This window comes from Enterobacter sp. E14S (genome assembly GCF_055666685.1).
This window is the reverse complement of sequence record NZ_JBVODQ010000001.1, coordinates 211996-238458: the sequence shown is the minus strand read 5'-3', so window position 1 is coordinate 238458 and position 26463 is coordinate 211996. Positions and strand designations below refer to the sequence as shown.

The 26463-nt window shown below is 55.7% G+C and carries 23 protein-coding genes; 16 read left to right on the top strand and 7 right to left on the bottom strand.

Annotation, left to right across the window (positions count from 1 at the left end; translation table 11 throughout):
* Positions 1–143 precede the first annotated feature (143 nt).
* The 7 genes from ACZ6J2_RS01195 to uspE all read left to right on the top strand — a co-directional run bounded on the left by ACZ6J2_RS01195 (position 144) and on the right by uspE (position 7317).
* The gene (locus ACZ6J2_RS01195; protein WP_471724546.1) at positions 144–1454 is read left to right on the top strand and encodes a M20 family metallo-hydrolase; all 1311 of its coding nucleotides are present in this window, start codon (positions 144–146) and stop codon (positions 1452–1454) included.
* On the top strand, positions 1454–2899 hold the full coding sequence (locus ACZ6J2_RS01190; RefSeq protein ID WP_471724545.1) for a M20 family metallopeptidase: 1446 nt from the start codon (positions 1454–1456) through the stop codon (positions 2897–2899). The genes ACZ6J2_RS01195 and ACZ6J2_RS01190 overlap by 1 nt, the downstream gene beginning before the upstream one ends.
* A 41-nt stretch (positions 2900–2940) precedes the next feature.
* Positions 2941–4467, top strand: coding sequence for a p-aminobenzoyl-glutamate transporter (abgT, locus tag ACZ6J2_RS01185; protein ID WP_471724544.1), 1527 nt, complete (start codon positions 2941–2943; stop codon positions 4465–4467).
* Positions 4468–4477: 10 nt separating this feature from the next.
* On the top strand, positions 4478–4993 hold the full coding sequence (gene ogt / locus ACZ6J2_RS01180; protein ID WP_471724543.1) for a methylated-DNA--[protein]-cysteine S-methyltransferase: 516 nt from the start codon (positions 4478–4480) through the stop codon (positions 4991–4993).
* A 183-nt stretch (positions 4994–5176) separates the two neighbouring features.
* The gene (fnr, locus tag ACZ6J2_RS01175; RefSeq protein ID WP_006174991.1) at positions 5177–5929 is read left to right on the top strand and encodes a fumarate/nitrate reduction transcriptional regulator Fnr; all 753 of its coding nucleotides are present in this window, start codon (positions 5177–5179) and stop codon (positions 5927–5929) included.
* Positions 5930–6074: 145 nt separating this feature from the next.
* Entirely contained in the window at positions 6075–6257 is a 183-nt protein-coding gene (locus ACZ6J2_RS01170; RefSeq protein ID WP_014883604.1) for a hypothetical protein, read from the top strand.
* Positions 6258–6366: 109 nt separating this feature from the next.
* Positions 6367–7317, top strand: coding sequence for a universal stress protein UspE (gene uspE, locus ACZ6J2_RS01165; RefSeq protein WP_023335478.1), 951 nt, complete (start codon positions 6367–6369; stop codon positions 7315–7317).
* A 120-nt stretch (positions 7318–7437) separates the two neighbouring features.
* Here the strand turns inward: uspE and pntB are convergent, their stop codons facing one another.
* Positions 7438–8826, bottom strand: a complete 1389-nt coding sequence (gene pntB / locus ACZ6J2_RS01160) for a Re/Si-specific NAD(P)(+) transhydrogenase subunit beta (protein WP_471724542.1) — start codon at positions 8824–8826, stop codon at positions 7438–7440.
* A 10-nt stretch (positions 8827–8836) separates the two neighbouring features.
* Entirely contained in the window at positions 8837–10366 is a 1530-nt protein-coding gene (gene pntA / locus ACZ6J2_RS01155; RefSeq protein ID WP_023311474.1) for a Re/Si-specific NAD(P)(+) transhydrogenase subunit alpha, read from the bottom strand.
* Between the two features lie 535 nt (positions 10367–10901).
* Here pntA and ydgH point away from each other — a divergent pair.
* From ydgH to folM, 3 genes are all read left to right on the top strand, one after another.
* Positions 10902–11846 (top strand): DUF1471 family protein YdgH, encoded by a 945-nt coding sequence (ydgH, locus tag ACZ6J2_RS01150; RefSeq protein ID WP_033145347.1) that lies wholly within the window; start codon positions 10902–10904, stop codon positions 11844–11846.
* Positions 11847–12031: 185 nt separating this feature from the next.
* On the top strand, positions 12032–13414 hold the full coding sequence (locus tag ACZ6J2_RS01145) for an amino acid permease (protein ID WP_048980409.1): 1383 nt from the start codon (positions 12032–12034) through the stop codon (positions 13412–13414).
* Between the two features lie 39 nt (positions 13415–13453).
* On the top strand, positions 13454–14176 hold the full coding sequence (folM, locus tag ACZ6J2_RS01140) for a dihydromonapterin reductase (protein WP_023311471.1): 723 nt from the start codon (positions 13454–13456) through the stop codon (positions 14174–14176).
* On the opposite strand, the gene ACZ6J2_RS01135 is transcribed toward folM, so the two are convergent.
* Positions 14173–14508: a GlpM family protein gene (locus ACZ6J2_RS01135; RefSeq protein ID WP_023311470.1), complete on the bottom strand. Its 336-nt coding sequence runs from the start codon at positions 14506–14508 to the stop codon at positions 14173–14175. The two genes, folM and ACZ6J2_RS01135, sit on opposite strands and share 4 nt — an antisense overlap.
* Before the next feature lie 128 nt (positions 14509–14636).
* Here ACZ6J2_RS01135 and rstA point away from each other — a divergent pair, with 128 nt between their 5' ends.
* From rstA to tus, 4 genes are all read left to right on the top strand, one after another.
* Positions 14637–15353, top strand: a complete 717-nt coding sequence (rstA, locus tag ACZ6J2_RS01130) for a two-component system response regulator RstA (RefSeq protein ID WP_021241154.1) — start codon at positions 14637–14639, stop codon at positions 15351–15353.
* Between the two features lie 252 nt (positions 15354–15605).
* Positions 15606–15866, top strand: a complete 261-nt coding sequence (locus ACZ6J2_RS01125) for a hypothetical protein (RefSeq protein WP_471724541.1) — start codon at positions 15606–15608, stop codon at positions 15864–15866.
* Positions 15867–15941: 75 nt separating this feature from the next.
* Complete coding sequence (rstB, locus tag ACZ6J2_RS01120; protein WP_471724540.1) at positions 15942–17240, top strand: two-component system sensor histidine kinase RstB; 1299 nt, start codon at positions 15942–15944, stop codon at positions 17238–17240.
* A gap of 73 nt (positions 17241–17313) precedes the next feature.
* A complete protein-coding gene (tus, locus tag ACZ6J2_RS01115) occupies positions 17314–18243 on the top strand; it encodes a DNA replication terminus site-binding protein (protein ID WP_069302714.1) in 930 nt (309 codons plus the stop codon).
* Here tus and fumC read toward each other — a convergent pair whose 3' ends face one another.
* Together fumC and fumA are read right to left on the bottom strand one after the other, a co-directional pair.
* On the bottom strand, positions 18244–19638 hold the full coding sequence (gene fumC, locus ACZ6J2_RS01110) for a class II fumarate hydratase (RefSeq protein WP_471724539.1): 1395 nt from the start codon (positions 19636–19638) through the stop codon (positions 18244–18246).
* 182 nt (positions 19639–19820) lie between these two features.
* Entirely contained in the window at positions 19821–21467 is a 1647-nt protein-coding gene (gene fumA / locus ACZ6J2_RS01105) for a class I fumarate hydratase FumA (RefSeq protein WP_023311463.1), read from the bottom strand.
* A gap of 199 nt (positions 21468–21666) precedes the next feature.
* Between fumA and manA the strand changes: the two genes are divergently transcribed.
* Both manA and ACZ6J2_RS01095 read left to right on the top strand, forming a co-directional pair.
* The gene (manA, locus tag ACZ6J2_RS01100; RefSeq protein WP_045356977.1) at positions 21667–22842 is read left to right on the top strand and encodes a mannose-6-phosphate isomerase; all 1176 of its coding nucleotides are present in this window, start codon (positions 21667–21669) and stop codon (positions 22840–22842) included.
* 99 nt (positions 22843–22941) lie between these two features.
* On the top strand, positions 22942–24501 hold the full coding sequence (locus ACZ6J2_RS01095) for a YdgA family protein (protein ID WP_471724537.1): 1560 nt from the start codon (positions 22942–22944) through the stop codon (positions 24499–24501).
* A gap of 116 nt (positions 24502–24617) precedes the next feature.
* On the opposite strand, the gene ACZ6J2_RS01090 is transcribed toward ACZ6J2_RS01095, so the two are convergent.
* Together ACZ6J2_RS01090 and ACZ6J2_RS01085 are read right to left on the bottom strand one after the other, a co-directional pair.
* A complete protein-coding gene (locus ACZ6J2_RS01090) occupies positions 24618–25070 on the bottom strand; it encodes a hypothetical protein (protein WP_262770292.1) in 453 nt (150 codons plus the stop codon).
* A gap of 466 nt (positions 25071–25536) precedes the next feature.
* Complete coding sequence (locus ACZ6J2_RS01085; RefSeq protein WP_447723198.1) at positions 25537–26463, bottom strand: FRG domain-containing protein; 927 nt, start codon at positions 26461–26463, stop codon at positions 25537–25539.

Genomic DNA, 26463 nt, shown 5'->3' with positions numbered 1-26463 from the left:
AAGAAACTGTCATCTACTTTAATGGAAAGGGATGTGCGAGGGTAATTCCTGAACGGTTAAAACTGTGAAAAATCGGTTAGTGATAAGTAAAAACTATCACAGCGTGAAGCAGTTCACATATTTTAATGATGACAGGAACAGATATGGACACACTGGCGCAGTACATCCAGACGCTATCCCCGCAGCTAAGCGCATGGCGTCGCGATTTTCACCATTTTGCGGAATCCGGCTGGGTAGAGTTTCGAACGGCCGCGAAAGTCGCGGAAATCCTCGACTCGCTGGGCTACGAACTGGCGATGGGCCGCGACGTCGTCGATGCCGAAAGCCGGATGGGGTTGCCCGATGCCGCTACCCTGGCGCAAGAGTTTGCCCGCGCGCGGGCGCAGGGCGCGCCAGAGAAATGGCTGGCGCCGTTTGAAGGCGGGTTTACCGGCATTGTGGCGACCCTCAATACCGGGCGTCCTGGTCCAACCCTGGCGTTTCGCGTCGACATGGATGCCCTTGATTTAAGCGAAGCGCTGGATGAAAGCCATCGCCCGTTCCGCGACGGGTTTGCCTCCTGCAACGCGGGCATGATGCACGCCTGCGCGCACGACGGCCACACCGCTATTGGTCTGGGGCTGGCGCAGGTGCTTAAGCAGAATGAAGCGCAGCTCAACGGCACCCTCAAGCTCATCTTCCAGCCTGCCGAAGAAGGCACCCGCGGGGCGCGCGCCATGGTTGCCGCCGGGGCGCTGGACGACGTGGACTATTTCACGGCTATTCATATTGGTACCGGCGTCCCTGCCGGAACGGTGATTTGCGGCAGCGATAACTTTATGGCCACCACCAAGTTCGACGTGAGCTTTACAGGCGTTGCCGCACACGCGGGCGGTAAACCGGAGGACGGACGTAACGCCCTGCTCGCCGCCGCGCAGGCCGCCCTCGCCCTGCACAGCATCGCCCCCCACAGCGACGGCGCATCCCGGGTGAACGTCGGGGTGATGCAGGCGGGCAGCGGACGCAACGTGGTGCCCGCGAATGCCCTGATAAAGGTTGAAACGCGCGGCGAAAGCGAAGCGATTAATCAGTACGTCTTTGAACGCGCGCAGGCGGTGATAACCGGCGCAGCGGCGCTCTACGGCGTGCGCGCCGAGATGCGCCTGATGGGTGCAGCAACCTCCAGCGCGCCGACGCCGGCCTGGGTTGATTACCTGCGCGAACAGGCGAGCCAGGTTTCCGGGGTTATTCACGCCATCGATAAGGTAAAGGCGCCAGCAGGCTCCGAAGACGCCACGCTGATGATGGCCCGCGTGCAGGAGAACGGCGGCATGGCGTCCTATATGGTGTTCGGCACCGATTTGAGCGCCGGACATCACAACGAAAAATTCGACTTCGATGAGCAGGTCATGGCGATTGCCATTGAAACGCTGGCGCGAACTGCGCTCAATTTCCCGTGGACGCGAGGTGTGTAATGCAGGAGAACTACGCTTTTATTGCCGATGCGATCGACACGCGATGTCGGACGTTAACCGATATTGCCGACGCGATCTGGGATCGTCCTGAAACCCGCTTTGAAGAGTTCTGGTCCGCCGAACGGCTCGCCAGCGAGCTGGAGGCCGAGGGCTTCACGCTGACGCGCGAGGCCGGCGGTATTCCAAATGCCTTTATCGCCAGCTTCGGCAGCGGGAAACCGGTCATCGCCCTGCTGGGCGAATACGACGCGCTGGCCGGGCTAAGCCAGCAGGCGCACTGCGCGACGGCGCAATCCGCCACGCCGGGGGCCAACGGACACGGCTGCGGGCATAACCTCTTGGGCACCGCGGCGCTTGCGGGCGCGGTGGCGGTGAAAAGCTGGCTGGAGCAGCACGGCGGCAGCGGAACGGTGCGTTTTTATGGCTGTCCCGGCGAGGAAGGTGGCTCCGGGAAAACCTTTATGGTGCGCGAAGGTCTGTTTGATGACGTTGATGCCGCCGTCACCTGGCACCCGGAAGCCTTCGCCGGGATGTTTAACGTCAGCACGCTGGCGAATATTCAGGCCGCCTGGCGTTTTCACGGCGTGGCGGCACACGCGGCCAACTCCCCCCATCTGGGACGCAGCGCGCTCGACGCCGTGACGCTGATGACCACCGGCACCAACTTTCTCAACGAACACATCATTGAGAAAGCGCGCGTCCATTACGCCATCACCGACACCGGTGGGATTTCGCCCAACGTGGTGCAGGCGCAGGCCGAGGTGCTGTACCTGATCCGCGCCCCGGAGATGGCCGATGCGCAGCAGATCTACGAACGCATCGAGAAAATCGCCCAGGGCGCGGCGATGATGACCGAAACCACCGTCGAGTGCCGCTTTGATAAAGCCTGCTCCAGCTACCTGCCGAACCGTACGCTTGAAGCGGCGATGTATCGCGCGTTGCAGCACTACGGCACGCCAGAATGGACCGCCGAAGAATGCGACTTTGCCCGCGAGATCCGCGCCACCCTGACGCCCAACGATCTGCAAAACAGCCTGAAAAATATTGCCGCGACGGGCGGTGACGCGGGTAAAGCCTTTGCCCGGCGCCATCAGGAGACGCTGCTGGTGGATGAAGTCGCGCCCTATGCCATCACCGACAACGTGCTGGCGGGTTCAACCGACGTGGGCGACGTCAGCTGGAAAATGCCGGTCGCCCAGTGCTTCAGCCCCTGCTTTACCGTCGGCACGCCGCTGCACACCTGGCAACTGGTGGCGCAGGGCCGTACCTCCATTGCCCACAAAGGCATGCTGCTGGCCGGAAAAGTGATGGGCGCAACCGCGCTCAATCTGCTGCAGGACGCGGCGCTGCTGAAAAAATGCCGTGAAGAGTTCGAACAACAAATACAAGAAAAACCGTACGTGTGTCCGATCCCACAGGGCGTGACAACGTCACCTTTAAAATAAAAAAACACAACACAACAACACAACACTCCCGAGGAACGCCCATGAGTATGTCATCCATACCTTCGCATTCCCCATCCGGTAAGCTCTATGGCTGGGTTGAAAGGATCGGCAATAAAGTACCGCACCCTTTCCTGCTGTTTATCTATCTGATTGTGATTTTAATGGTCGCCACCGCCGTGCTCTCCGCCTTAGACGTGAGCGTGCGCAGCCCGGCTGACGGCAGCCTGGTGGCGGTAAAAAACCTGCTCAGCGTTGACGGGCTGCACTGGTTTTTACCCAACGTCATCAAAAACTTCAGCGGCTTCGCCCCGCTGGGCGCCATTCTGGCGCTGGTTTTGGGTGCCGGACTGGCTGAACGCGTGGGCTTGCTGCCTGCATTAATGGTGAAGATGGCTTCTCACGTCAGCGCGCGTTACGCCAGCTATATGGTGCTGTTTATCGCCTTCTTCAGCCATATCTCCTCCGACGCCGCGCTGGTGATCATGCCGCCGATGGGGGCGCTGATTTTCCTCGCCGTCGGGCGTCATCCCGTGGCGGGCCTGCTGTCGGCGATTGCGGGCGTGGGCTGCGGATTTACCGCTAACCTGCTGATCGTCACCACCGACGTACTGCTGTCCGGCATCAGCACGGAGGCGGCGAAGACCATCGATGCGGCAATGCACGTCAGCGTGATCGACAACTGGTACTTTATGGCCAGCTCGGTGATTGTCCTGACGATTGTTGGCGGGCTGATTACCGATAAAATCATCGAGCCGCGGCTGGGTAAATGGGAAGGCCGTAGCGATGAAAAGCTGGAAACCCTGAGCAAGGAGCAGCGCTTCGGCCTGCGCGTGGCTGGCGTGGTCTCGCTGGCCTTTATCGCGCTGGTGGCGCTGATGGTGGTGCCGGAAAACGGCATATTGCGCGATCCGGTTAAACATACCGTCCTGCCGTCGCCGTTTATTCAGGGCATTGTGCCGCTGATTATCCTCTTTTTCTTTATCGTTTCGCTCGCCTACGGTATCGCTACCGGCAAAATCCGCCGCCAGGGCGATCTGCCGCAGCTGATGATCGAGCCGATGAAGGAGATGGCGGGCTTTATCGTGATGGTGTTCCCGCTGGCGCAGTTTGTGGCGATGTTTAACTGGAGCAACATGGGCAAGTTTATGGCCGTGGGCCTGACCGACGCGCTGGAGGCGGCCGGATTAAGCGGCGTACCGGCGTTTGTCGGCCTGGCGCTGCTGTCATCCCTGCTGTGCATGTTTATCGCCAGCGGCTCCGCCATCTGGTCGATTCTGGCCCCGATCTTCGTGCCGATGTTTATGATGCTGGGTTTTCATCCTGCATTTGCCCAGATCCTGTTCCGCATCGCGGACTCCTCGGTGATACCGCTGGCGCCGGTTTCGCCGTTTGTTCCGCTGTTTTTAGGCTTCCTGCAGCGCTATAAACCCGAGGCCAAACTGGGTACCTACTATTCGCTGGTTTTACCCTACCCGCTTATCTTTTTAGGGGTATGGCTGGTGATGCTGGTGGCATGGTATCTTGTCGGCCTGCCGATTGGGCCGGGGATTTACCCGAGGCTGAACTAAAGGAATGAGGATGCTGAGATTACTCGAAGATAAGATTGCAACGCCGCTCGGGCCGCTGTGGGTGATAGCGGACGAGCAGTTCTGCCTGCGCGCCGTCGAATGGGAAGAGCACAGCGACCGCATGGAAGAACTGCTCAATATTCACTACCGCTTGCAGGGTTATGAGCGTGTCCGCGCCACCAACCCGGGCGGACTGAGCGACAAGCTTGCGGCCTACTTCGAAGGCGATCTCAGCATCATCGATACTCTGCCGACCGCCACGGCAGGCACCCCTTTTCAGCGCGAAGTGTGGCAGGCCCTGCGGTCGATTCCGTGCGGGCAGGTGATGCATTACGGCCAGCTCGCGGAACAGCTAGGCCGCGCAGGCGCCGCACGCGCGGTGGGTGCCGCTAACGGCTCTAACCCGGTCAGCATCGTGGTACCCTGCCATCGCGTCATTGGCCGCAACGGTACCATGACAGGCTATGCCGGCGGCGTGCAGCGAAAAGAGTGGTTGCTGCGTCACGAAGGGTATCTCCTGCTCTAGCTCCCAGGCTTTTTGTGCTTAATTTTCTACCGGTTAGGCTAAAAATCCATAATCAAGCTGTGGAATTTCAAGAAGATGGCGACAGGTTGCCGTCTCTTGTCCTTATTGAGGGTTTGTCAGGCTTACGTACTTACCAAAAAGATGTTAAAATTGACCAATATCAATTAAGGCTTGAGCAAACCTATGATCCCGGAAAAGCGAATTATACGACGCATTCAGTCTGGCGGTTGTGCTATCCATTGCCAGGATTGCAGCATCAGCCAGCTCTGTATCCCGTTTACCCTGAATGAGCATGAACTCGATCAGCTTGATAATATCATCGAGCGCAAAAAGCCTATTCAGAAAGGGCAGACGCTGTTTAAAGCGGGAGACGAACTGAAATCGCTCTATGCTATCCGTTCTGGCACCATCAAAAGCTACACCATCACCGAACAGGGTGATGAGCAGATCACCGGCTTCCATCTGGCGGGTGACCTGGTGGGCTTTGATGCCATCGGCACGGGCCATCACCCGAGCTTTGCTCAGGCACTTGAAACCTCAATGGTTTGCGAAATCCCGTTTGAAACCCTGGACGATCTGTCCGGTAAGATGCCAAACCTGCGTCAGCAGATGATGCGTCTGATGAGCGGTGAGATCAAAGGCGATCAGGACATGATTCTGCTGCTTTCTAAAAAGAACGCAGAAGAGCGCCTGGCCGCGTTTATCTACAACCTCTCCCGCCGCTTCGCCGAGCGTGGCTTCTCGCCGCGTGAATTCCGTCTGACGATGACGCGTGGCGATATCGGTAACTACCTGGGCTTGACCGTGGAAACCATCAGCCGTCTGCTGGGCCGTTTCCAGAAAAGCGGGATGCTGGCCGTTAAAGGTAAATACATCACTATCGAAAACGGTGAAGCGCTTGCCGTTCTTGCCGGGCACGCCCGCAACGTGGCGTAACTCTCCGCATGTTGATGACCAGACCATAAATTCTTGTGATTTATTGGTCTGGTATAATCACTTCTGTTTCAAGAAATTTTCACCGTAGCACGTCCCCACACAGCGCCCGAAAGGTTCTCGTTGAGGTTATGAATTGAGAGAAAGTTTGTTTTTCGTTTCAGTCGTGATTGCCTCTGTGACCTTTATCTTCATCTGGATCATGCTTGTCGGTCCGATGAAGGGGGAAGAAAAAACCTACGTCCAGGATTCCACGACCTTTGCGATAGCGGTGATGGTGCTGTTGTTTATTGCGTTTATCGCGGTGACGACGACGGTACTTTTCCTCTGATAAATTTTCATGAATTATTGATCTGGCAAAACCTCCCCTCTGTTTCATTCAGGATATATAGGTTACTCTTTTAATTACAGACTGTGGTGACAGTAGTAAGGAGACCTGTATGGCCAAGTATCAAAACATGCTGGTAGCTATCGATCCGAATCAGGACGATCAGCCGGCATTACGACGTGCTGTGTATTTACATCAACGGATTGGTGGCAAAATCAAAGCGTTTTTGCCGATCTATGACTTCTCGTATGAGATGACCACCCTTCTGTCGCCTGACGAGCGCACCGCTATGCGTCAGGGCGTCATCAGCCAGCGTACCGCGTGGATCCGTGAACAGGCGAAGTATTACCTGGAAGCGGGCGTGCCCATTGATATTAAAGTGGTCTGGCATAACCGACCTTTCGAAGCCATCATCCAGGAAATTGTCGCCGGTGGGCACGACCTGCTGCTGAAGATGGCGCACCAGCACGACAAGCTGGAATCCGTGATCTTCACTCCGACCGACTGGCACCTGCTGCGCAAATGCCCTTGCCCGGTCTGGATGGTGAAAGACCAGCCGTGGCCTGAAGGCGGGAAAGCCGTTGTGGCGGTAAACCTCGCGAGCGAAGAGGATTACCACAATTCGCTCAACGAGAAGCTGGTGAAGGAGACCATCCAGCTTGCCGATCAGGTGAATCATACCGAAGTACATCTGGTTGGCGCCTATCCGGTCACCCCGATTAACATTGCCATTGAGCTGCCTGAATTTGACCCTAGCGTCTATAACGACGCGATCCGTGGTCAGCATCTGCTGGCCATGAAAGCGCTGCGCCAGAAATTCAGCATCGATGAGAAAATGACTCACGTGGAAAAAGGCCTGCCTGAGGAGGTGATCCCGGACCTGGCGGAACACCTGCAGGCGGGGATTGTGGTGCTGGGCACCATTGGCCGAACCGGTATTTCTGCCGCCTTCCTCGGCAATACCGCCGAACAGGTGATCGACCATCTGCGCTGCGACCTGCTGGTCATTAAGCCGGATGAGTACCAGACGCCGGTTGAGCTGGACGATCCGGAAGACGATTAACGCCTGACGCCCGGCGGCGCAGGCTTGCCGGGCCTACAAAACCGTAGGCCGGGTAAGCGTCAGCGCCATCCGGCAATAAAAAAACCGCCGAATTCGGCGGTTTTTTCGTTTCAACGCAACTTACAGTGATTTCAGAATCGCGTCCACGCTGGCTTTAGCATCGCCGAACAGCATGTGGGTGTTCTCTTTGAAGAACAGCGGGTTCTGAACCCCGGCATAGCCGGTATTCATGGAGCGTTTAAACACAATCACGTTCTGCGCCTTCCACACTTCCAGAACAGGCATACCGGCGATTGGGCTACCCGGGTCGTCCTGTGCAGCAGGGTTAACGGTATCGTTGGCGCCAATGACCAGCACGGTGTCGGTGTCGGCGAAATCATCGTTGATCTCATCCATTTCCAGCACGATGTCGTAAGGCACTTTCGCTTCCGCCAGCAGCACGTTCATGTGGCCTGGCAGACGCCCTGCCACCGGGTGAATACCAAAGCGAACCTTGATGCCCCGCGCGCGCAGCTTCTCGGTGATTTCCGCAACCGGATACTGCGCCTGCGCCACCGCCATGCCGTAGCCCGGAGTGATGATCACGGAGTGCGAGTTTTTCAGCATGTCTGCGGTATCTTCCGCAGAAATTTCACGGTGCTCCCCCACTTCTTCATCCGCACTGGAAGAAGACCCATCGGTCCCGAAACCACCGGCGATGACGCTGATGAACGAGCGGTTCATCGCCTTACACATGATGTAAGACAGGATCGCACCGGAAGAACCCACCAGCGCACCGGTAACGATCAGCAGGTCGTTGCTCAGCATAAAGCCTGCCGCCGCTGCCGCCCAACCGGAGTAGGAGTTCAGCATCGAGACAACCACCGGCATATCCGCACCGCCGATGGACGCCACCAGGTGCCAGCCGAACGCCAGCGCGATGATGGTCATTACCAGCAACGCCAGTACCTGCAGGCCGATGCTTTCGGTACGCACGAAGACCACCAGCAGTACAAACGACACCACCAGCGCCGCCAGATTCAGCTTATGACGGTTTGGCAGCATCAGCGGTTTAGAGGAGATCTTCCCGCGCAGCTTGCCGAACGCCACAATAGAGCCGGTGAAGGTCACCGCACCGATGAAGATACCGAGGAATACTTCCGTCAGGTGGATGTTCACCAGAATCGGTTCCAGGCCCGGTTCGTGATACAGGTAGCTGTTGAAGCCCACCAGCACCGCCGCCAGACCGACGAAGCTGTGCAGAATAGCAACCAGCTCCGGCATCTCGGTCATTTCAACGCGTTTTGCCAGGCGAATACCAATCGCGCCGCCGATGATCATCGCCACCAGGATCCACGCCACGTTGCCGGTATCCGGCCCGAAGATGGTGGCAATCAGCGCAATCGCCATCCCGGCGATACCAAAGTTATTACCCTGCTGAGACGTTTCGTGTTTGGAAAGCCCCGCCAGACTGAAAATAAACAGGATTGCAGCAACAATGTATGCAGCTGTCACTAATCCTCCAGACATATGCTACCCCTTAGCCTTTACGAAACATTTTCAGCATGCGCTGAGTCACGGTGAAACCACCGAAAATATTGATACTGGCGATCAGCACCGCGATAAAGCTCAGGAAGCTGATCCAGCCGCCGTGACCAATCTGCAGTAACGCCCCCACCACGATGATCCCGGAGATGGCGTTGGTTACCGACATCAGCGGCGTATGCAGCGCATGGGAGACGTTCCACACCACGTAGTAGCCCACGACGCAGGAGAGCGCGAAGACGGTAAAGTGGCCGAGGAACTCTTTTGGTGCGACGTCAGCCAGCCAGCCGAACAGAATAATCACCAGCGCCATGATCGCGTATTTGCGCCATGGAGAAGCGGGTTTGGCGGGTTCTTTTGGCTCAGGCGCCGCTTTCGTTGCCGCCTGAGGCTGAGCAGAAACCTGAATAGGCGGCGCAGGCCAGGTAATTTCACCTTCACGGACCACCGTGACGCCGCGCACAACAACATCGTCGAAATCAACGGTGACGTTGCCGTCCTTCTCTTTGCAAAGCAGCTTCAGCAGGTTGACGAGGTTGGTGCCGTAGAGCTGAGAAGACTGCGTAGGCAGACGGCCCGGCAGATCGGTATAACCGATCACCTTCACGCCGTTAGCGGTCGTGGTTACCTGATTTGGAACGGTATATTCACAGTTACCGCCGTTTTGGGCGGCCAGGTCGACAATCACGCTGCCCGGCTTCATGGAGTCAACCATCTCACGGGTGATCAGCTTCGGCGCCGGTTTACCCGGGATAAGCGCGGTGGTGACAATAATGTCGACATCTTTCGCCTGGGCGGCGAAGAGTTCCATTTCGGCTTTGATAAAGGCTTCGGACATCACCTTCGCGTAACCGTCGCCGCTGCCTGCTTCTTCCTTGAAATCCAGTTCAAGGAATTCGGCGCCCATACTCTGGACCTGTTCCTTTACTTCAGGACGGGTGTCAAAGGCGCGAACGATAGCGCCCAGGCTGTTTGCCGCACCGATTGCGGCAAGGCCCGCCACGCCTGCGCCAATCACCATCACTTTCGCCGGAGGGACTTTACCCGCGGCGGTGATTTGACCGGTAAAGAAGCGACCAAACTCGTGGGCCGCTTCAACAATGGCGCGGTAGCCGGCAATGTTTGCCATGGAGCTTAAGGCATCCAGCGACTGCGCGCGCGAAATGCGCGGCACGGAGTCCATTGCCATCACGGTCACACCGCGGGCCGCCAGCTTTTCCATCAGCTCCGGGTTTTGCGCAGGCCAGATGAAGCTCACCAGGGTTGTTCCCGGATTCAGCAGCGCAATCTCACTCTCTTCCGGTGCGTTGACCTTCAGAATCACCGGCGACTGCCAGACGTCAGCACCGTCGACCACTTCCGCGCCGGCCTGGATAAAGGCCTCGTCATCGAAACTCGCCAGTTTGCCCGCGCCGCTTTCAACCGCGACCGTAAAACCCAGTTTAAGCAGTTGCTCCACCGTTTTCGGTGTTGCCGCTACGCGGGTTTCATTGGCTAACCGTTCTTTTGGTACCCCAATACGCATAGTTTTCCCTTCCATCGGTTTTTGATGATGGTTTATCGATAAATGCCCGCGGTTTGTATCAATTTTCGCCATCGCGCGAGCGACGAGAGATGATTAACCCCGGAAAATAAAACAGTAACAAACTGTCTATAACCTACTGAAAATAGCGCCCGTGATCTACCGCCAGAAAACACTATTTCTTACTTTATCTGTGAAAAATAAGCGATCGGCGTCACTGACAGTGATATTTACCTTAAATTCACTGCCAGAACCGATAAATCGCGCAAGCGAAGCGGTAAAAACATGATATAGCGCCATAAAAGAACAACTCGTTAACATTAAATTAACTTGTAAAAGTCATATGCTTTATCAGTTTTACTTGTCAAACGCGTGTTTTTTCAACATATCACTAAATGTTATCTAATTCGGTGATTCAGTAAGCACAGGCAGTGAAAAATGGCGCAGACAGCGACGGGTTTTAAATGCAATAATCGGGACCGTCTCAAATTAACAACAATACCAGTACATGGTTTGCGCAAGGCGAAGGATCATTTTTATGAAGCTTAAGAACACACTCCTGGCGTCCGCACTTCTTTCCGCGACCGCCCTGTCTGCGAATGCCGCAACAGAGTTAACGCCGGAGCAAGCGGCAGCGTTAAAACCTTTTGACCATACGGTCATTGTGGGTCGTTATAATTCTATTGGCGACGCCGTCGCCGCTGCATCAAAAGCCGCTGATAAAAACGGGGCGGCCTCGTTTTATGTCGTTGACCAGTCCGATTACGGCAACAGCGGTAACCTGCGCGTGACGATCGCGTTGTTCAAAGACAATGCGCCAAAAGCTGACGCACCGAAAAACCGCGTGATCAACGGTGTTGTTGAACTGCCGAAAGATCAGGCGATTGAGCTGGAACCTTACGACACCGTCACTGTTCAGGGCTTCTATCGCAGCCAGCCTGAAGTGAACGATGCCATCACCAAAGCCGCGAAAGAGAAAGGGGCCTACTCTTTCTTCATCGTGCGTCAGGTCGATGCTAACCAGGGTGGCAACCAGCGTATTACCGCGTTCATCTATAAAAAAGATGCGAAAAAACGTGTTCTGCAGAGCCCGGATGCCATCCCGGCGAATTCAGAAGCAGGTCGCGCGGCAATAGCGAAAGGCGGCGAAGCAGCGAAGAAAGTTGAAATTCCAGGCGTAGCAACGACGGCTGCCCCAAGCGCTGAAGTGGGCCGTTTCTTCGAAACGCAGTCCACGAAAGGTGGCCGTTACTCCGTTACGCTGCCGGACGGTACCAAAATTGAAGAGCTGAACAACGCCACTGCAGCGCAGATGGTGCCGTTCGACAGCATCAAGTTTACCGGCAACTACGGCAACATGACTGAAGTCTCTTACCAGGTCGCGAAGCGTGCGGCGAAGAAAGGGGCGAAGTACTACCACATCACCCGCCAGTGGCAGGAACGTGGTAACAACGTGACCATCAGCGCCGATCTGTACAAGTAACATCATCGTTTACGAAAGGCGGCGCAATGCCGCCTTTTTTTGTTACTTTTTTTGAATTTCTGCCTCACGTCATTGCATGCATTCGTTACACTCCGTAAAATCCCGCGCCTTAGTGTGATCCACCATTTTTATGCGCCTGAGCGAAATAATTATTCTGGATTTTGACCTTTCATAACAGGAAGCCAATGGAAAAGAAACTTGGCCTGAGTGCTCTGACTGCACTCGTTTTAAGCTCAATGCTGGGTGCAGGCGTATTCAGTTTGCCGCAAAATATGGCGGCCGTTGCCAGTCCATCCGCGCTCATCATTGGCTGGGGCATTACGGGTGTCGGCATATTGCTGCTGGCCTTCGCCATGCTGCTGCTCACCCGCATTCGCCCGGATCTGGACGGCGGCATTTTCACCTATGCGCGTGAAGGTTTCGGCGAGCTGATTGGCTTCTGTTCCGCGTGGGGATACTGGCTATGTGCCGTTATCGCCAACGTCTCCTACCTGGTGATCGTCTTCTCGGCGCTCAGTTTCTTTACCGATACGCCTGAGCTGCGCCTCTTTGGCGACGGAAATACCTGGCAGTCTATTGTGGGCGCCTCGGTGCTGCTGTGGTTCGTCCACTGGCTGGTGTTACGTGGCGTACAAACGGCCGCCAGCATCAACCTCGTGGCGACGCTGGCGAAACTGGTTCCGCTCGGCCTGTTTATCGTTCTGGCCTTTATTGCGTTCCGTATGGACATCTTTAAGCTCGATTTCACCGGTATCGCGCTGGGCGTGCCCGTCTGGGAGCAGGTGAAAAACACGATGCTGATTACCCTGTGGGTGTTCATCGGCGTTGAAGGCGCGGTCGTGGTTTCTGCCCGGGCCAGGAATAAACGCGATGTGGGCCGCGCCACGCTGCTGGCCGTTCTGGCAGCGCTGGGGGTCTATCTGCTGGTGACGCTGCTGTCGCTGGGCGTGGTGGCGCGTCCTGAGCTGGCTGAAATGCGTAACCCGTCAATGGCAGGCCTGATGGTGAAAATGCTCGGTCCCTGGGGCGACGTGGTGATTGCCGCAGGGCTGATCGTCTCCGTCTGCGGCGCTTACCTGAGCTGGACCATCATGGCGGCTGAAGTGCCGTTCCTGGCCGCAACGCACAAGGCGTTTCCACGCCTGTTCGCCCGTCAAAACCAAAACAGCGCGCCGTCGGCATCGCTCTGGCTGACCAACATCAGCGTTCAGGTCTGTCTGGTGCTGATCTGGCTCACAGGTTCAGACTATAACACCCTGCTGACCATCGCCTCGGAGATGATTCTGGTACCCTATTTCCTAGTGGGTGCGTATCTGTTAAAAATTGCCACACGCCCGGCGCATTATGTCGTGGGCGTCGGAGCCTGTATTTACGGCCTGTGGTTGTTGTATGCTTCCGGGCCGATGCATCTGCTGCTGTCGGTAGTGCTGTACGCACCGGGTCTGCTGGTGTTTATCTACGCCCGCCGCACGCATCAGCTGGAGAACGCGCTGAAGCGCCGTGAGATGGCATTAATTGGACTGTTACTGGTTGCTGCCCTACCGGCAACCTGGATGTTAATGGGATAGCATCGCCTTTCCCATTGTTGAACTGTTAAGGAGAATACGATGGGAAATGCACCGCTTCGCCCAATACTGATTACCGGTGGAGGCCGCCGTATCGGCCTCGCCCTCGCCCATCACTTTCTCAACCTTCGCCATCCGGTTATTGTTAGCTACCGTACGGAATACCCGTCGATAGAAGGGTTACGCAAAGCCGGGGCGGTCTGCATTCAGGCTGATTTTTCGACCGATGAAGGCATTCTGGCTTTCGCGGAAAAGGTAAAAGCCGCCACGACGGGACTGCGCGCCGTGATCCATAACGCCAGCGCATGGCGTGCCGAAAAACCCGGTACGTCACTCAGCGAAACGCTCTCCGCCATGCTGCAGATCCACGTCAATGCGCCTTACCTGCTTAACCACGCTCTGCAGGATCTGCTGCGCGGCCATGGGCACGCGGCGGGCGACATTATTCACTTCACCGATTATGTAGTTGAGCGCGGCAGCGACAAGCACATCGCCTACGCGGCCAGTAAAGCAGCACTGGATAATATGACGCGCTCGTTTGCCCGCAAGCTCGCGCCCGAGGTGAAGGTAAACGCCATCGCCCCGGCGATGATTTTGTTTAACGAAAACGATGATGCGGAGTATCGCCAGCAGGCGCTGAATAAGTCGCTCATGAAAATCGCGCCGGGCGAGAAAGAGGTGATCGACCTCGTGGATTACCTGCTCACCAGCTGCTACGTCACGGGCAGAACCTTTGCCGTGGACGGCGGACGCCCGCTGCGCTAGTGAAAGCGGCTCCAGAAGAAAATTAACACCCAGGCGCTGAGTCCCCAGCAGACCACCGCCCCGCTCAGCGCCAGGGGAAGACGCAGAAAACCGGTGAAATACCACAGCGAAAGCAGGTAGAGAAAATACGGAATGATAGACCACATGCCAAACACGATGGTCGTGCGTAACGCTTCCGTGCCCCGCTCAGAAGCCACGATATAGTGGGCAATCAGCGCAAAGGTCGGGAACAGCGGGATTAGCCCGGCAATGTAGTAGTTTTTCGTTTTTGCCAGAATGCCAATCAGTAACACCACCAGCGCGCCCAGTGCGGCTTTGATCGCCAACCCCATACTTTTCCCTATAACAATCAAATAACAATAAGAGCCAGAATAACGGAACCGGCGTTAATTTTGAAAGATTAATGGAAGGTTAAGGTTCCGCGGTGTATGTTGGCTTTTTTCACGAAAACAGACGCTGTATGAATAAGATTGTTTATGTTGAAGACGAACCCGAGGTCGGACAACTGATCGCCGCCTATCTGGGTAAACATGATATGGACGTCATTGTTGAACCTCGCGGCGATCGTGCCGAAGAGGTGGTCGTCCGTGAAAATCCGGATCTGGTACTGCTGGATATTATGTTGCCAGGCAAAGACGGCATGACGCTCTGCCGTGACCTGCGCGCCCGGTGGGAGGGCCCTATCGTCCTGCTCACCTCACTGGACAGCGATATGAACCACATTTTGTCGCTGGAGATGGGCGCCAATGACTACATTCTGAAAACCACACCGCCTGCCGTCCTGCTTGCCCGCCTGCGCCTGCATTTGCGCCAGCACGCCAGCATCGAACGCGAAGCGCCCGCGCCGTCTCTGACGCCGCACAAAGCGATGCGCTTCGGTACGCTGTCTATTGACCCCATTAACCGCCAGGTGCTGCTCTCTGGCGAGCTTATCGCCCTCTCCACCGCAGATTTTGACCTGCTGTGGGAGCTGGCAACGCACGCCGGGCAAATCATGGACCGCGACGCGCTGCTGAAAAACCTGCGCGGCGTGAGCTATGACGGCATGGACCGCAGCGTTGACGTGGCGATTTCGCGTCTGCGCAAAAAGCTGCAGGATAACGCTACCGAGCCCTACCGCATTAAAACCGTGCGTAACAAGGGTTATCTGTTTGCCCCGCACGCCTGGGAAACCTGATTCCGTTATCTGGTTAGCATAACGTGCGCGAAATGAAGGCATTACACGGCGATGTCCTCTCTTTCGCGCGTTTATTTTTACGTTTGCGCAACAATTAACTTGCTAAGCACGCGAACTATCCCATAATTAAATCTTCAGCCATCCTTTCTAAAGCCAGCACTGCCCCGGCGACATGCAGACTCTTTTTCACCGTGAAGCTCTCACGATACCTCTCCCATAAAATCTTGAAATGAGGATTTAAGCCCATGAAATATGTATAGCTACAGTCAGGTAGAGGCCATCAAAACCAATCTTGAATGGATTGTTAATCAGGCTGCGCTTAGCCATTCCTCCCCCTCACGCGCCGATCAAAAAGCGCTCTTTGATCTCCTTGAGCTCATCCAGACTTACGAAATACTGCTGGATTTGATTAACGAATTCGGTACCGATGTGATTGATATACACATTGCGGAAGGACTGGCCGTAACGGAAACATTCATCGCCAAGGTAAAAAACAGCGCAATTGCCATGTAACGCGCTTCACAGACATGAAAATATCGACGGTTTTTCATGTATATTCTGCACAAAGCGTTTCTTCGGTGAGACCCAATGAAAAAGCTGTTTGTGCAGTTTTATCTTTTGCTGTTTGTCTGTTTCCTGGTCATGACCATGCTGGTCGGGCTGGTCTATAAATTCACCGCCGAACGTGCGGGCAGGCAGTCGCTGGACGATCTGATGAAAAGCTCGCTCTATCTGATGCGCAGCGAGCTGAGAGAGATCCCGCCGCACGACTGGGCGAAAACCCTCAAAGAGCTGGATCTAAACCTGTCGTTCGATTTACGCATCGAGCCGTTAAAAGATTTTGAGCTGGATCCGCCCGCCATGCAGCGTCTGCGCGACGGGGACATCGTCGCGCTGGATGAGAAATACACCTTTATCCAGCGTATTCCGCGCAGCCATTACGTGCTGGCCGTCGGGCCAGTGCCCTATCTCTATTATCTGCACCAGATGCGTCTGCTGGACATGGCGCTGATGGCCTTTATCGCCATTTCGCTCGCGTTTCCGGTCTTTATCTGGATGCGCCCGCACTGGCAGGACATGCTGAAGCTGGAATCTGCCGCGCAGCGTTTTGGCGAAGGGCATTTTACCGAACGCATCCACTTCGACAGCGGTTCCAGCTTTGAACGCCTGGGCGTGGCTTTTAACCAGATGGCCGATAACATCAATGCCCTGATCGCCAGTAAGAAGCAGCTGATCGACGGGATTGCGCACGAGCTGCGCACGCCGCTGGTTCGCCTGCGCTATCGTCTGGAGATGAGCGAGAATCTGACGGAGGCGGAGTCTCAGGCGCTTAACCGCGACATCGGCCAGCTTGAAGCGCTGATCGAGGAGCTGCTGACCTACGCGCGCCTCGATCGTCCGCAAAACGAACTGAACCTCAGCACGCCGGACCTGCCTGCCTGGCTGCAAACCCACATCGATGACGTTCAGAGCGTGAACCCGCATCGCACGCTGTTAACGCGCGTCACGCCGGGTGATTACGGCGCACTCGATATGCGCCTGATGGAGCGCGTGCTGGACAATCTGATGAACAACGCCATGCGCTACAGCGAAAGCACGCTACAGATTGGGCTGGATTTGCAGGGCAATCAGGCCAGCCTGACGGTGGAGGATGACGGTCCGGGGATTGCCCCGGAAGCGCGAGAAACCGTGTTTGAACCGTTTGTCCGCCTCGACCCCAGCCGCGATCGCGCCACTGGCGGATGCGGCCTGGGGCTGGCGATTGTCTACTCTATCGCGCAGGCGATGGGCGGCACGGTGCATTGCGAAGAGAGCGAGCTCGGCGGCGCGCGCTTCTGCTTTAGCTGGCCGGTATACCATAACATCGCCCTTCCCGTCCCTGCCTGACTTCAACCGCACGCTGGCCTGACCCGGCGCGCTGTGCTATATGATAAGTATGTTGTAACTAACGAGAGTGCTTATGGCGACCTACGATCTCCTCGAACGGCTGAACAGCACGTTTCGGGAAATAGAACACGAGCTCCTGACCCTGACCGAACGTTTGCAGAGCTGCCGTCTGCTGGCCGCGCGCGTCTTTACCCTGCCCGAGGTGGCTAAAGGTGCCGAGCACGACCCGCTGGACACCATCGCGGTTGAACAGCACATCGGCAGCGCCGCCCTTGAGCTGGCGCTGAAGCACTATCGTCGCCTGTTTATCCAGCAGCAGTCAGAAAACCGCAGCAGTAAGGCCGCCGTGCGTCTGCCCGGCGTGATCTGCCTGCAAACCGATGCGACAACGCGCGACGCGCTGGAAAGCCAGATTACCCACATCAACACCCTGAAAGCGGCCTTTGAAAAGATCGTTACCGAAGAGTCCGGCCTCGCCCCTGCCGCCCGGTTTGAATGGGTGCACCGTCAGCTTCCGGGGCTGATTACCCTGAACGCCTATCGCACGCTGACGGTACTGCGTCATCCCGCCACGCTGCGCTTCGGCTGGGCGAATAAGCACATCATTAAAAACTTCACCCGGGATGAGATTCTGGCGCAGCTGGAAAAAAGCCTGAAGACGCCGCGCACCGTCGCACCGTGGTCGCGCGAGCAGTGGATTGAGCGCCTGGAGCAGGAGTACCACAGCATCGCCTCACTCCCGGCGGACGCGCGCCTCAAGATAAAGCGTCCGGTGAAGGTACAGCCTATCGCCCGCGTCTGGTATTCCGGCCAGCAAAAACAGGTTCAGTATGCCTGCCCTACGCCGCTGATTGCGCTCTATGATGCCGATCGGGGGGCCATCGTGCCGGATATTGGTGAGCTTTTGAATTACGATGCGGACAATGTCCAGCACCGTTACAGACCTCAGGCGCAGCCGCTACAGCTGATTATTCCGCGGCTGCACCTGTACGTGGCGGGATGATTATTTCAGGCTGCCGACCATCGCTTCCGGGCGCACCCAGGCGTCGAACTCCGCCTCCGTGAGATAGCCCAGCGCCAGGGCGGAGGCTTTCAGCGTCAGCCCCTCTTTATGCGCTTTTTTAGCGATCTCCGCGGCTTTGTCATAGCCGATATGGGTATTGAGTGCGGTCACCAGCATCAGGGATTCATTGAGCAACTGGCTGATACGTTCGCGGTTGGGCTCAATCCCTACCGCACAGTGTTCGTTAAAGCTCTCCATCCCGTCCGCCAGCAGACGAACAGATTGCAGCACGTTGTGGATCACCATCGGGCGATAGACGTTCAGCTCGAAGTTGCCGGACGCACCGCCCAGGTTGACGGCCACGTCGTTGCCCAACACCTGGCAGCAGAGCATGGTCATAGCTTCGCACTGGGTCGGGTTGACTTTACCCGGCATGATGGAGCTGCCCGGCTCGTTTTCCGGAATGCTGATTTCACCGATGCCGCAGCGCGGCCCCGAGGCCAGCCAGCGCACGTCGTTGGCGATTTTCATCAGCGAGGCCGCCAGCCCTTTCAGCGCGCCGTGGGTGTGGACCAGCGCATCGCAGGTCGCCAGCGCTTCGAACTTGTTGGGCGCCGTGACGAACGGCTGCCCGGTGATGTTTGCCAGTTCCTCCGCCACGCGCACCGCGTATTCTGGATGGGTGTTTAACCCGGTCCCGACCGCCGTCCCGCCGAGCGCCAGCTCCGCCAGGTGCGGCAGGCTGTACTCAATATGCTTCAGGTTATGTTCCAGCATCGCCACCCAGCCGGAAATCTCCTGGCCGAGCGTCAGCGGCGTGGCGTCCTGCAGGTGCGTACGGCCAATTTTGACGATGTCGCGGAAGGCCTGCGCTTTCTCGTTGAGCGTGGCTTTCAGGACGTTAAGCTGCGGGATAAGCTGCTCGCGGATAGCAATCACCGCCGCCACGTGCATCGCCGTCGGGAAGACGTCGTTGGAACTCTGGCTTTTGTTGACGTCATCGTTCGGATGGACCTTACGCTCCATGCCGCGCACGCCGCCAAGCAGTTCGCTGGCCCGGTTTGCCAGCACTTCGTTCATGTTCATGTTGCTCTGGGTGCCGGAACCGGTCTGCCAGATGGCGAGGGGGAATTCGTCGGGATGCTTGCCCGCCAGCACTTCGTCGGCGGCGTTGATGATGGCGGTCGCTTTGTCTGCCGTCAGCAGGCCTAAATCCTGGTTCACTTTCGCGGCGGCGCGTTTGGTGAGCGCCAGCGCCTGAATCAGCGAGACGGGCATTTTTTCGGTCGAAATACGGAAGTGCTCCAGCGAACGCTGGGTTTGTGCGCCCCAAAGCTTGTCGGCCGGGACGTCGATGGCGCCCATCGAGTCTTTCTCATGGCGTACCGTGGTCATTACTTTCTCCTTGATAACAAAAGAGGGATTGCTCACATGCTTAAGGGATAAGTATTGATGACTTCTGAGAAACGATATGGCGCTTTGTGCGCTCTTTTTGGTGTCGGGTTTCGGCTGCGCCTTACCCGAGCTACGAGAATATAGGCCGGGTAAGCGTCAGCGCCACCCGGCAATTTACAGAATTACTTCACGCACGCCGAACACTGGGACGACTGGATCTGCTTGAAGAAGTCGTTGCCTTTGTCATCCACCAGGATAAACGCAGGGAAGTCTTCCACTTCAATTTTCCAGATCGCTTCCATACCCAGTTCCGGGTACTCCACGCACTCCAGGCTCTTAATGCTGCCCTGCGCCAGAACCGCAGCCGGGCCGCCGATGCTGCCGAGGTAGAAGCCGCCGTGCTTGTGGCAGGCGTCCGTCACCTGCTGGCTGCGGTTGCCTTTCGCCAGCATGATCATGCTGCCGCCGTTGGCCTGCAGCTGGTCAACGTACGAGTCCATACGCCCTGCCGTGGTCGGGCCTAACGAGCCGGACGCGTAGCCTTCAGGCGTTTTCGCCGGGCCTGCGTAGTAGATCGGATGATCTTTAATGTACTGCGGCAGCCCTTCGCCGTTGTCCAGACGCTCTTTCAGCTTCGCGTGAGCGATGTCGCGACCCACGATGATCGTGCCGTTCAGCGAGAGACGGGTCGAGACCGGATACTGCGAAAGCTGCGCCAGAATCTCTTTCATCGGACGGTTCAGGTCAACGCGAACCGCTTCACCCTCACCCGCTTTGCGCAGCTCTTCCGGAATGTATTTGCCCGGGTTGTTTTCCAGTTTTTCGATCCACACGCCTTCGCGGTTGATCTTCGCCTTGATGTTGCGATCCGCAGAGCAGGAGACGCCCATCCCGACCGGACAGGAGGCACCGTGACGCGGCAGACGGATCACGCGCACGTCGTGGGCAAAGTATTTGCCGCCAAACTGCGCGCCGAGGCCCAAATTGCGGGCTTCTTCCAGCAGTTCCTGCTCAAGCTGTACGTCGCGGAACGCCTGGCCGTGCTCGTTACCTTCGGTAGGCAGGCCGTCGTAGTATTTGGTTGAGGCCAGCTTGACGGTTTTCAGCGTGCTTTCAGCCGAGGTACCGCCAATCACAAACGCGATATGGTACGGCGGGCACGCCGCGGTGCCGAGGGTGCGCATCTTCTCAACCAGGTAATTTTTCAGCTTGCCCGGGGTGAGCAGCGCCTTGGTTTCCTGGTAGAGATAGGTTTTGTTGGCCGAACCGCCGCCTTTGGCGATACAGAGGAATTTGTACTCGTCACCGTCGACGCTGTAGAGATCGATCTGTGCTGGCAGGTTGGTGCCGGTGTTGACCTCTTTATACATATCCAGCGCCGCGTTTTGCGAATAGCGCAGGTTATCTTCGGTGTACGTGTTGTAGACGCCGTGCGCCAGGGCCGCTTCGTCACCGCCGCCGGTCCAGACGCGCTGGCCTTTTTTACCGACGATGATCGCCGTGCCGGTGTCCTGACAGGTAGGCAGAATACCTTTCGCGGCGATGTCTGAGTTACGCAGGAACTGCAGGGCAACGTATTTATCGTTTTCGCTGGCCTGCGGGTCGCTGAGAATATCGGCAACCTGCTGCTGGTGCGCTGGGCGGAGCATAAACGAGGCGTCGTGGAAAGCGTGCTGCGCCAGCAGCGTCAGCGCCTGCGGATCCACCTTGAGGATCTCTTGTCCTTCAAACTCAGAGACGGAGACGTGATCGCGGGTTAACAGGTAATACTCGGTCCGATCCTTACTGAGGGGGAAAGGATCCTGATAATGGAAGGGTTTATTCGACATTGGTCTCTCACTTACTGCTTCGGTCTGTTTATTCAGGGCAGATGTTCCGCTGCCCGGCTTAAAAGCGAGTCAGCTTATCCTACACAATTTTTTAACAAAAACTGAGACTAGTACGACTTTTTACATCCACAGGTTACTTCCATGAGGTTTATTGCTTTAATACCCGGAGTTAATTCCACAATTGAATCAGGGCTTGATAATGCAAAAACTCATTAACTCAGTGCAAAACTACGCCTGGGGAAGTAAAACTGCGTTAACGGATCTCTACGGTATCGCGAACCCGAACAACCTGCCGATGGCAGAACTGTGGATGGGGGCGCACCCGAAGAGCAGCTCAAAAATTGAAGACGCCAGCGGCCAGGTTCGCAGCCTGCGTGACGTGATTGACGCCGATAAAGCCGCGCTGCTTGGCGACAAGGTGGCTCAGCGCTTCGGCGAACTGCCGTTCCTGTTTAAGGTGCTGTGCGCTGACCAGCCGCTCTCCATCCAGGTTCACCCGAACAAGAAAGCTTCTGAAATCGGCTTTGCGAAAGAGAACGCGGCGGGTATTCCGTTAGACGCCGCCGAGCGTAACTACAAAGATCCTAACCACAAGCCGGAGCTGGTCTTTGCGCTGACCCCGTTCCTGGCGATGAACGCGTTCCGCGAGTTTTCAGAGATCGTTTCTCTGCTGCAACCGGTCGCGGGTGCCCACAAGGCTATCGCCCACTTCCTTGAAAACCCGAACGCAGACGCGCTGAGCCAGCTGTTTGCCAGCCTGCTGAATATGCAGGGTGAAGAGAAATCCCACGCGCTGGCGGTGCTGAAAGCGGCCCTGGGCAGCCAGCAGGGTGAACCCTGGGAGACCATCCGTCTGATCTCCGAATTCTACCCGGACGACAGCGGCCTGTTCTCCCCTCTGCTGCTGAACGTGGTGAAGCTGAACCCGGGCGAAGCGATGTTCCTGTTTGCTGAAACCCCGCACGCCTACCTTCAGGGCGTGGCGCTGGAGGTGATGGCCAATTCCGATAACGTGCTGCGCGCGGGCCTGACGCCGAAATACATCGATATTCCTGAACTGGTTGCCAACGTGAAGTTTGTGGCGAAACCTGCCGCGGAGCTGCTGACTCAGCCGGTGAAAAACGGCGCAGAGCTGGACTTCCCAATTCCGGTTGAGGATTTTGCTTTTTCCCTGCACGACCTGAGCCAGGCCGAAACCGCCATCGCGCAGGAAAGCGCGGCGATTCTGTTCTGCGCCGAGGGCGAAGCGACGCTGCGCAAAGGCGAACAGCGTCTGGTGCTTAAGCCCGGTGAGTCAGCATTCGTTGCAGCCAATGAATCACCTGTCAGCGTAAGCGGTACCGGTCGTCTGGCGCGCGTTTTCAATAAGCTTTAAGCACTTACTGAATTTTTTAACAACTCTTGCTAAGCTAGTTGCAGGCTTAATATCTCCAGGCGGTTTTTACCGCCTGGTTTCATTTTAGGGATAGTCGCAATGAAAAAATCGGTCGTAGCGGTTGGAGTGATTGTAGCGTTAGGCGTGGTCTGGACGGGTGCCTCCTGGTTTACCGGGAAACAGCTGGAAGGCCGTCTGGCTGAGATGGTGGCGCAGGCTAACGGAGAGATTAAGCGCAGCGCGCCGGAGGCGGGCCTCGAGCTGAGCTACCAGAATTATCATCGCGGCGTGTTTACCAGCCGTATGCAGCTGGTGGTGAAGCCGGTTGCCGGTGCTGAAAACGGCTGGCTGAAACCGGGCCAGAGCGTGGTGCTGGACGAGGTGGTGAGCCACGGCCCGCTGCCGCTGGCGCAGCTGAAGTCCTTTAACCTGATCCCGTCGATGGCTTCTGTTCATACCGTGCTGGTGAATAACGACGTCACCAAACCGCTGTTTGACCTGGCGAAGAATGAATCGCCTTTCGACATTAATACCCGCATCAGCTATGCCGGTGACACGAGCTCCGATATTGCCCTGAAAGCGCTGAACTACGAGAAAGAGAATGAGAAAGTCGCCTTCAGCGGCGGCCACTTCAAACTCGATGCTGACCGCGACGGAAACGTGTTCTCCCTGACGGGTGAAGCGGAAAGCGGCCTGGTCAATGCCGTGAACGAATATAACCAAAAGGTTCAGCTCACCTTCAACAACCTGAAGGCCGACGGCAACAGCCGAATGACCGATTTCCAGGAGCGTATCGGCGATCAGAAACTCTCTCTCGACAAGGTAGCCATTGCGGTTGAAGGAAAAGAGATGGCCGTGCTGGAAGGCATGGACGTCAACGGCAAATCCGACGTTTCCAAAGACGGTAAAAGCATCAACACCCAGCTGGATTACACGCTGAAGAGCCTGAAGGTGCAGAATCAGGATCTGGGCACCGGCAAGCTGTCGCTGAAGATCGGCAATATCGACGGCCAGGCGTGGCACGAGTTTAGCCAGAAATACAGCAAAGAGAGCCAGGCGCTGCTGACCGATGCCGCACTCCAGCAGAACCCTGAAGTGTACCAGCAGCAGGCGATGGCGGTACTGTTCAACAACCTGCCTGTCCTGCTGAAAGGCGAGCCGGTGGTCACCGTTGCGCCGCTGAGCTGGAAAAACAGCAAGGGCGAAACCAGCTTTAACCTGTCTCTGTTCCTGAAAGATCCGGCAACCGCAACGGGTGAACCGCAGACGCTGGCGCAGGAAGTGGATCGCAGCGTGAAGTCGCTCGACAGCAAGCTGACCATCCCGATGGATATGGCGACCGAGTTTATGACCCAGATTGCGAAGCTGGAAGGCTACGGCGATGAAGACGCCGGCAAGCTGGCGAACCAGCAGGTGAAAGGCCTGGCAGCCATGGGCCAGATGTTCCGCATCACCAAAGTGGAAAACAACACGATTTCCACCAGCCTGCAGTATGCCAACGGCCAGGTCACGCTCAACGGCGACAAGATGCCGCTGGAAGACTTTGTCGGCATGTTTGGTATGCCGACGCTGGGGATGCCGGAACCGGCAGCACCGGCAGCACCGGCAGCACCGGCAGCACCGGCAGCACCGGCAGCACCGGCAGCACCGCAGCAGTAAACGTCAAAACCCCTCGCATGAGGGGTTTTTTATTGCCGGGTGGCGCTGACGCTTACCCGGCTTACGATCCCGAGCCGTTTTAGGCCCGTGCAAGCGCAGTGCCGCCGGGCGTGACCTCAGTGCGGCAGATAAGGTTCTCTGATAAAGTCAGCAAGGAGATAAACCAGGTCATGCAATAAGCCAGCAAGTTCTTGCGAGACAGCACTTGCCAGAGTCTGGCTCAACAATGCCTGATTAAGTGCCTGAGCATATCCCACCAGCATCGCTGTATCTTGCCAGCAATCCGGAACACAGGATTGCGCAGGTAACGCGGTACTCAGTCGCTCTACCAGATGAGGCGGTAAATCTTCATCGCATCGGTTTTTTAGCTCATCAAGAGTAAAAGCCAGACGGCCACACAGCGCTAAGCGCTCTGCTTTGTTTTGGGTTTCCAGCAGCACGTTAACAAAAGCGCAACAGCAGTCCGCCAGTTCGAAGAGATCCAGCATTGAGGATATCGGCAGATCGAGTAGTTGGCAGATAATACTGTCAGTGGATTGAGGGTTAGCAAGGGTTGGGATCGTAGCCATATGGCAGCCTCCGTGTGATGTTTTAAGGCCACCGTCTAAGTTTCCACGCTCAGAGGGTGGCGGCGCTGACAGGGGTGGAAACTGAATCACACGGTCTTCAGCCAGCCTTTCGACTGCCCTATCAGCGCCACCGTTGATTTTACAAGGATATGCGCTGCCCCGACACTAAAACTGTGTCGTCGTGTGACGGTTCAGGTTTCCACGCCTGACTACGGTTTTTGCCGCAGTGGGGAAACTGTAAGCGCGAAGAGGATACAAAGAAATCATCTTTTGAAGTTTACATGGTGTTTATGGCGGATTTGCGAGCATGCTTCCAACATAGCAAAAAGAAGCCGAGCTATTTCGGCTTTTACCGAATGCACTCAAACAGTACATTTTGTCTCAGCAATGAACATTCAATAATACAGCTAGTAATGAATGGACAGTCGAATAAGCATCGTCTCATTAGGTTGAAAATAAAATCCCATTAAAAAAGGGATTCTTGTCTTGATCGAAGTTCATTTTGATAACGAAGAGTAACGAATTTAGTTGCTCTTTCAATATCGGGAAATAAAGTCCTCTCGTTTATACCCAAGATAGCCAATTCATCACGTATTTTTAACTTCGAGTTTGCAGGGATTTTAAAATACTTCGCTTTTATCGGATTTTTTCTATCTGCTGGATTGTAATCTTTAGCTCCATATAATAGAAATGCGCCTGATTGAGCAATAATTCGTTTATTATTTAACTTTGGCTTAACATATAAAGGATAAAGTAGATCTCGAGGAATAACGAGTGGTTTGAAATGAGGCTTTTCCATACCAACTTGATAACATAGGTATTTTACGACGGGAGAACTATTAAACTTGCGTTTTTCTTTTACAGAACCTATGAGCTCGAAAAGCTCTTTTTTTTGATCAGACCTAAGACTTGCAAGATGAGATAAGCAACTTACAGTATCACTATCGTAATATTTTGAACGTTCCTTCGGAACATAAAAAGCGATTATACGTCCATCTTGTTCCTGTGGGACATCATCAATTTTTTTTGATGGAAGGACAACACTTTCCGTTGCAAACCATAATGCAATTAATGGATTCGTTGTGACATCTAACAATCTCGTAGGCAAGCCAAAATGTTGCATACGTACAAGTTTATCAAACATAGTTTTATCATTCGAAAATTCTGCTGGCTCTAAGGATATCACATCTCTTATGGCATTATCTTCATCATCATAAATTGCCACATCCTTCCTAAATAATTTTGGCTCAATTATCCAATTCATGTTAGCCTGACCGCGAAACGCAGTCGGACTTCGACCTGCATCTTTCCATTGCAAAATAAATTCAATATAATCGGCAACCGTCAAACAAGTCTCTACATTATTTTTTGTTTCGACTTCAGCTTTATTCAT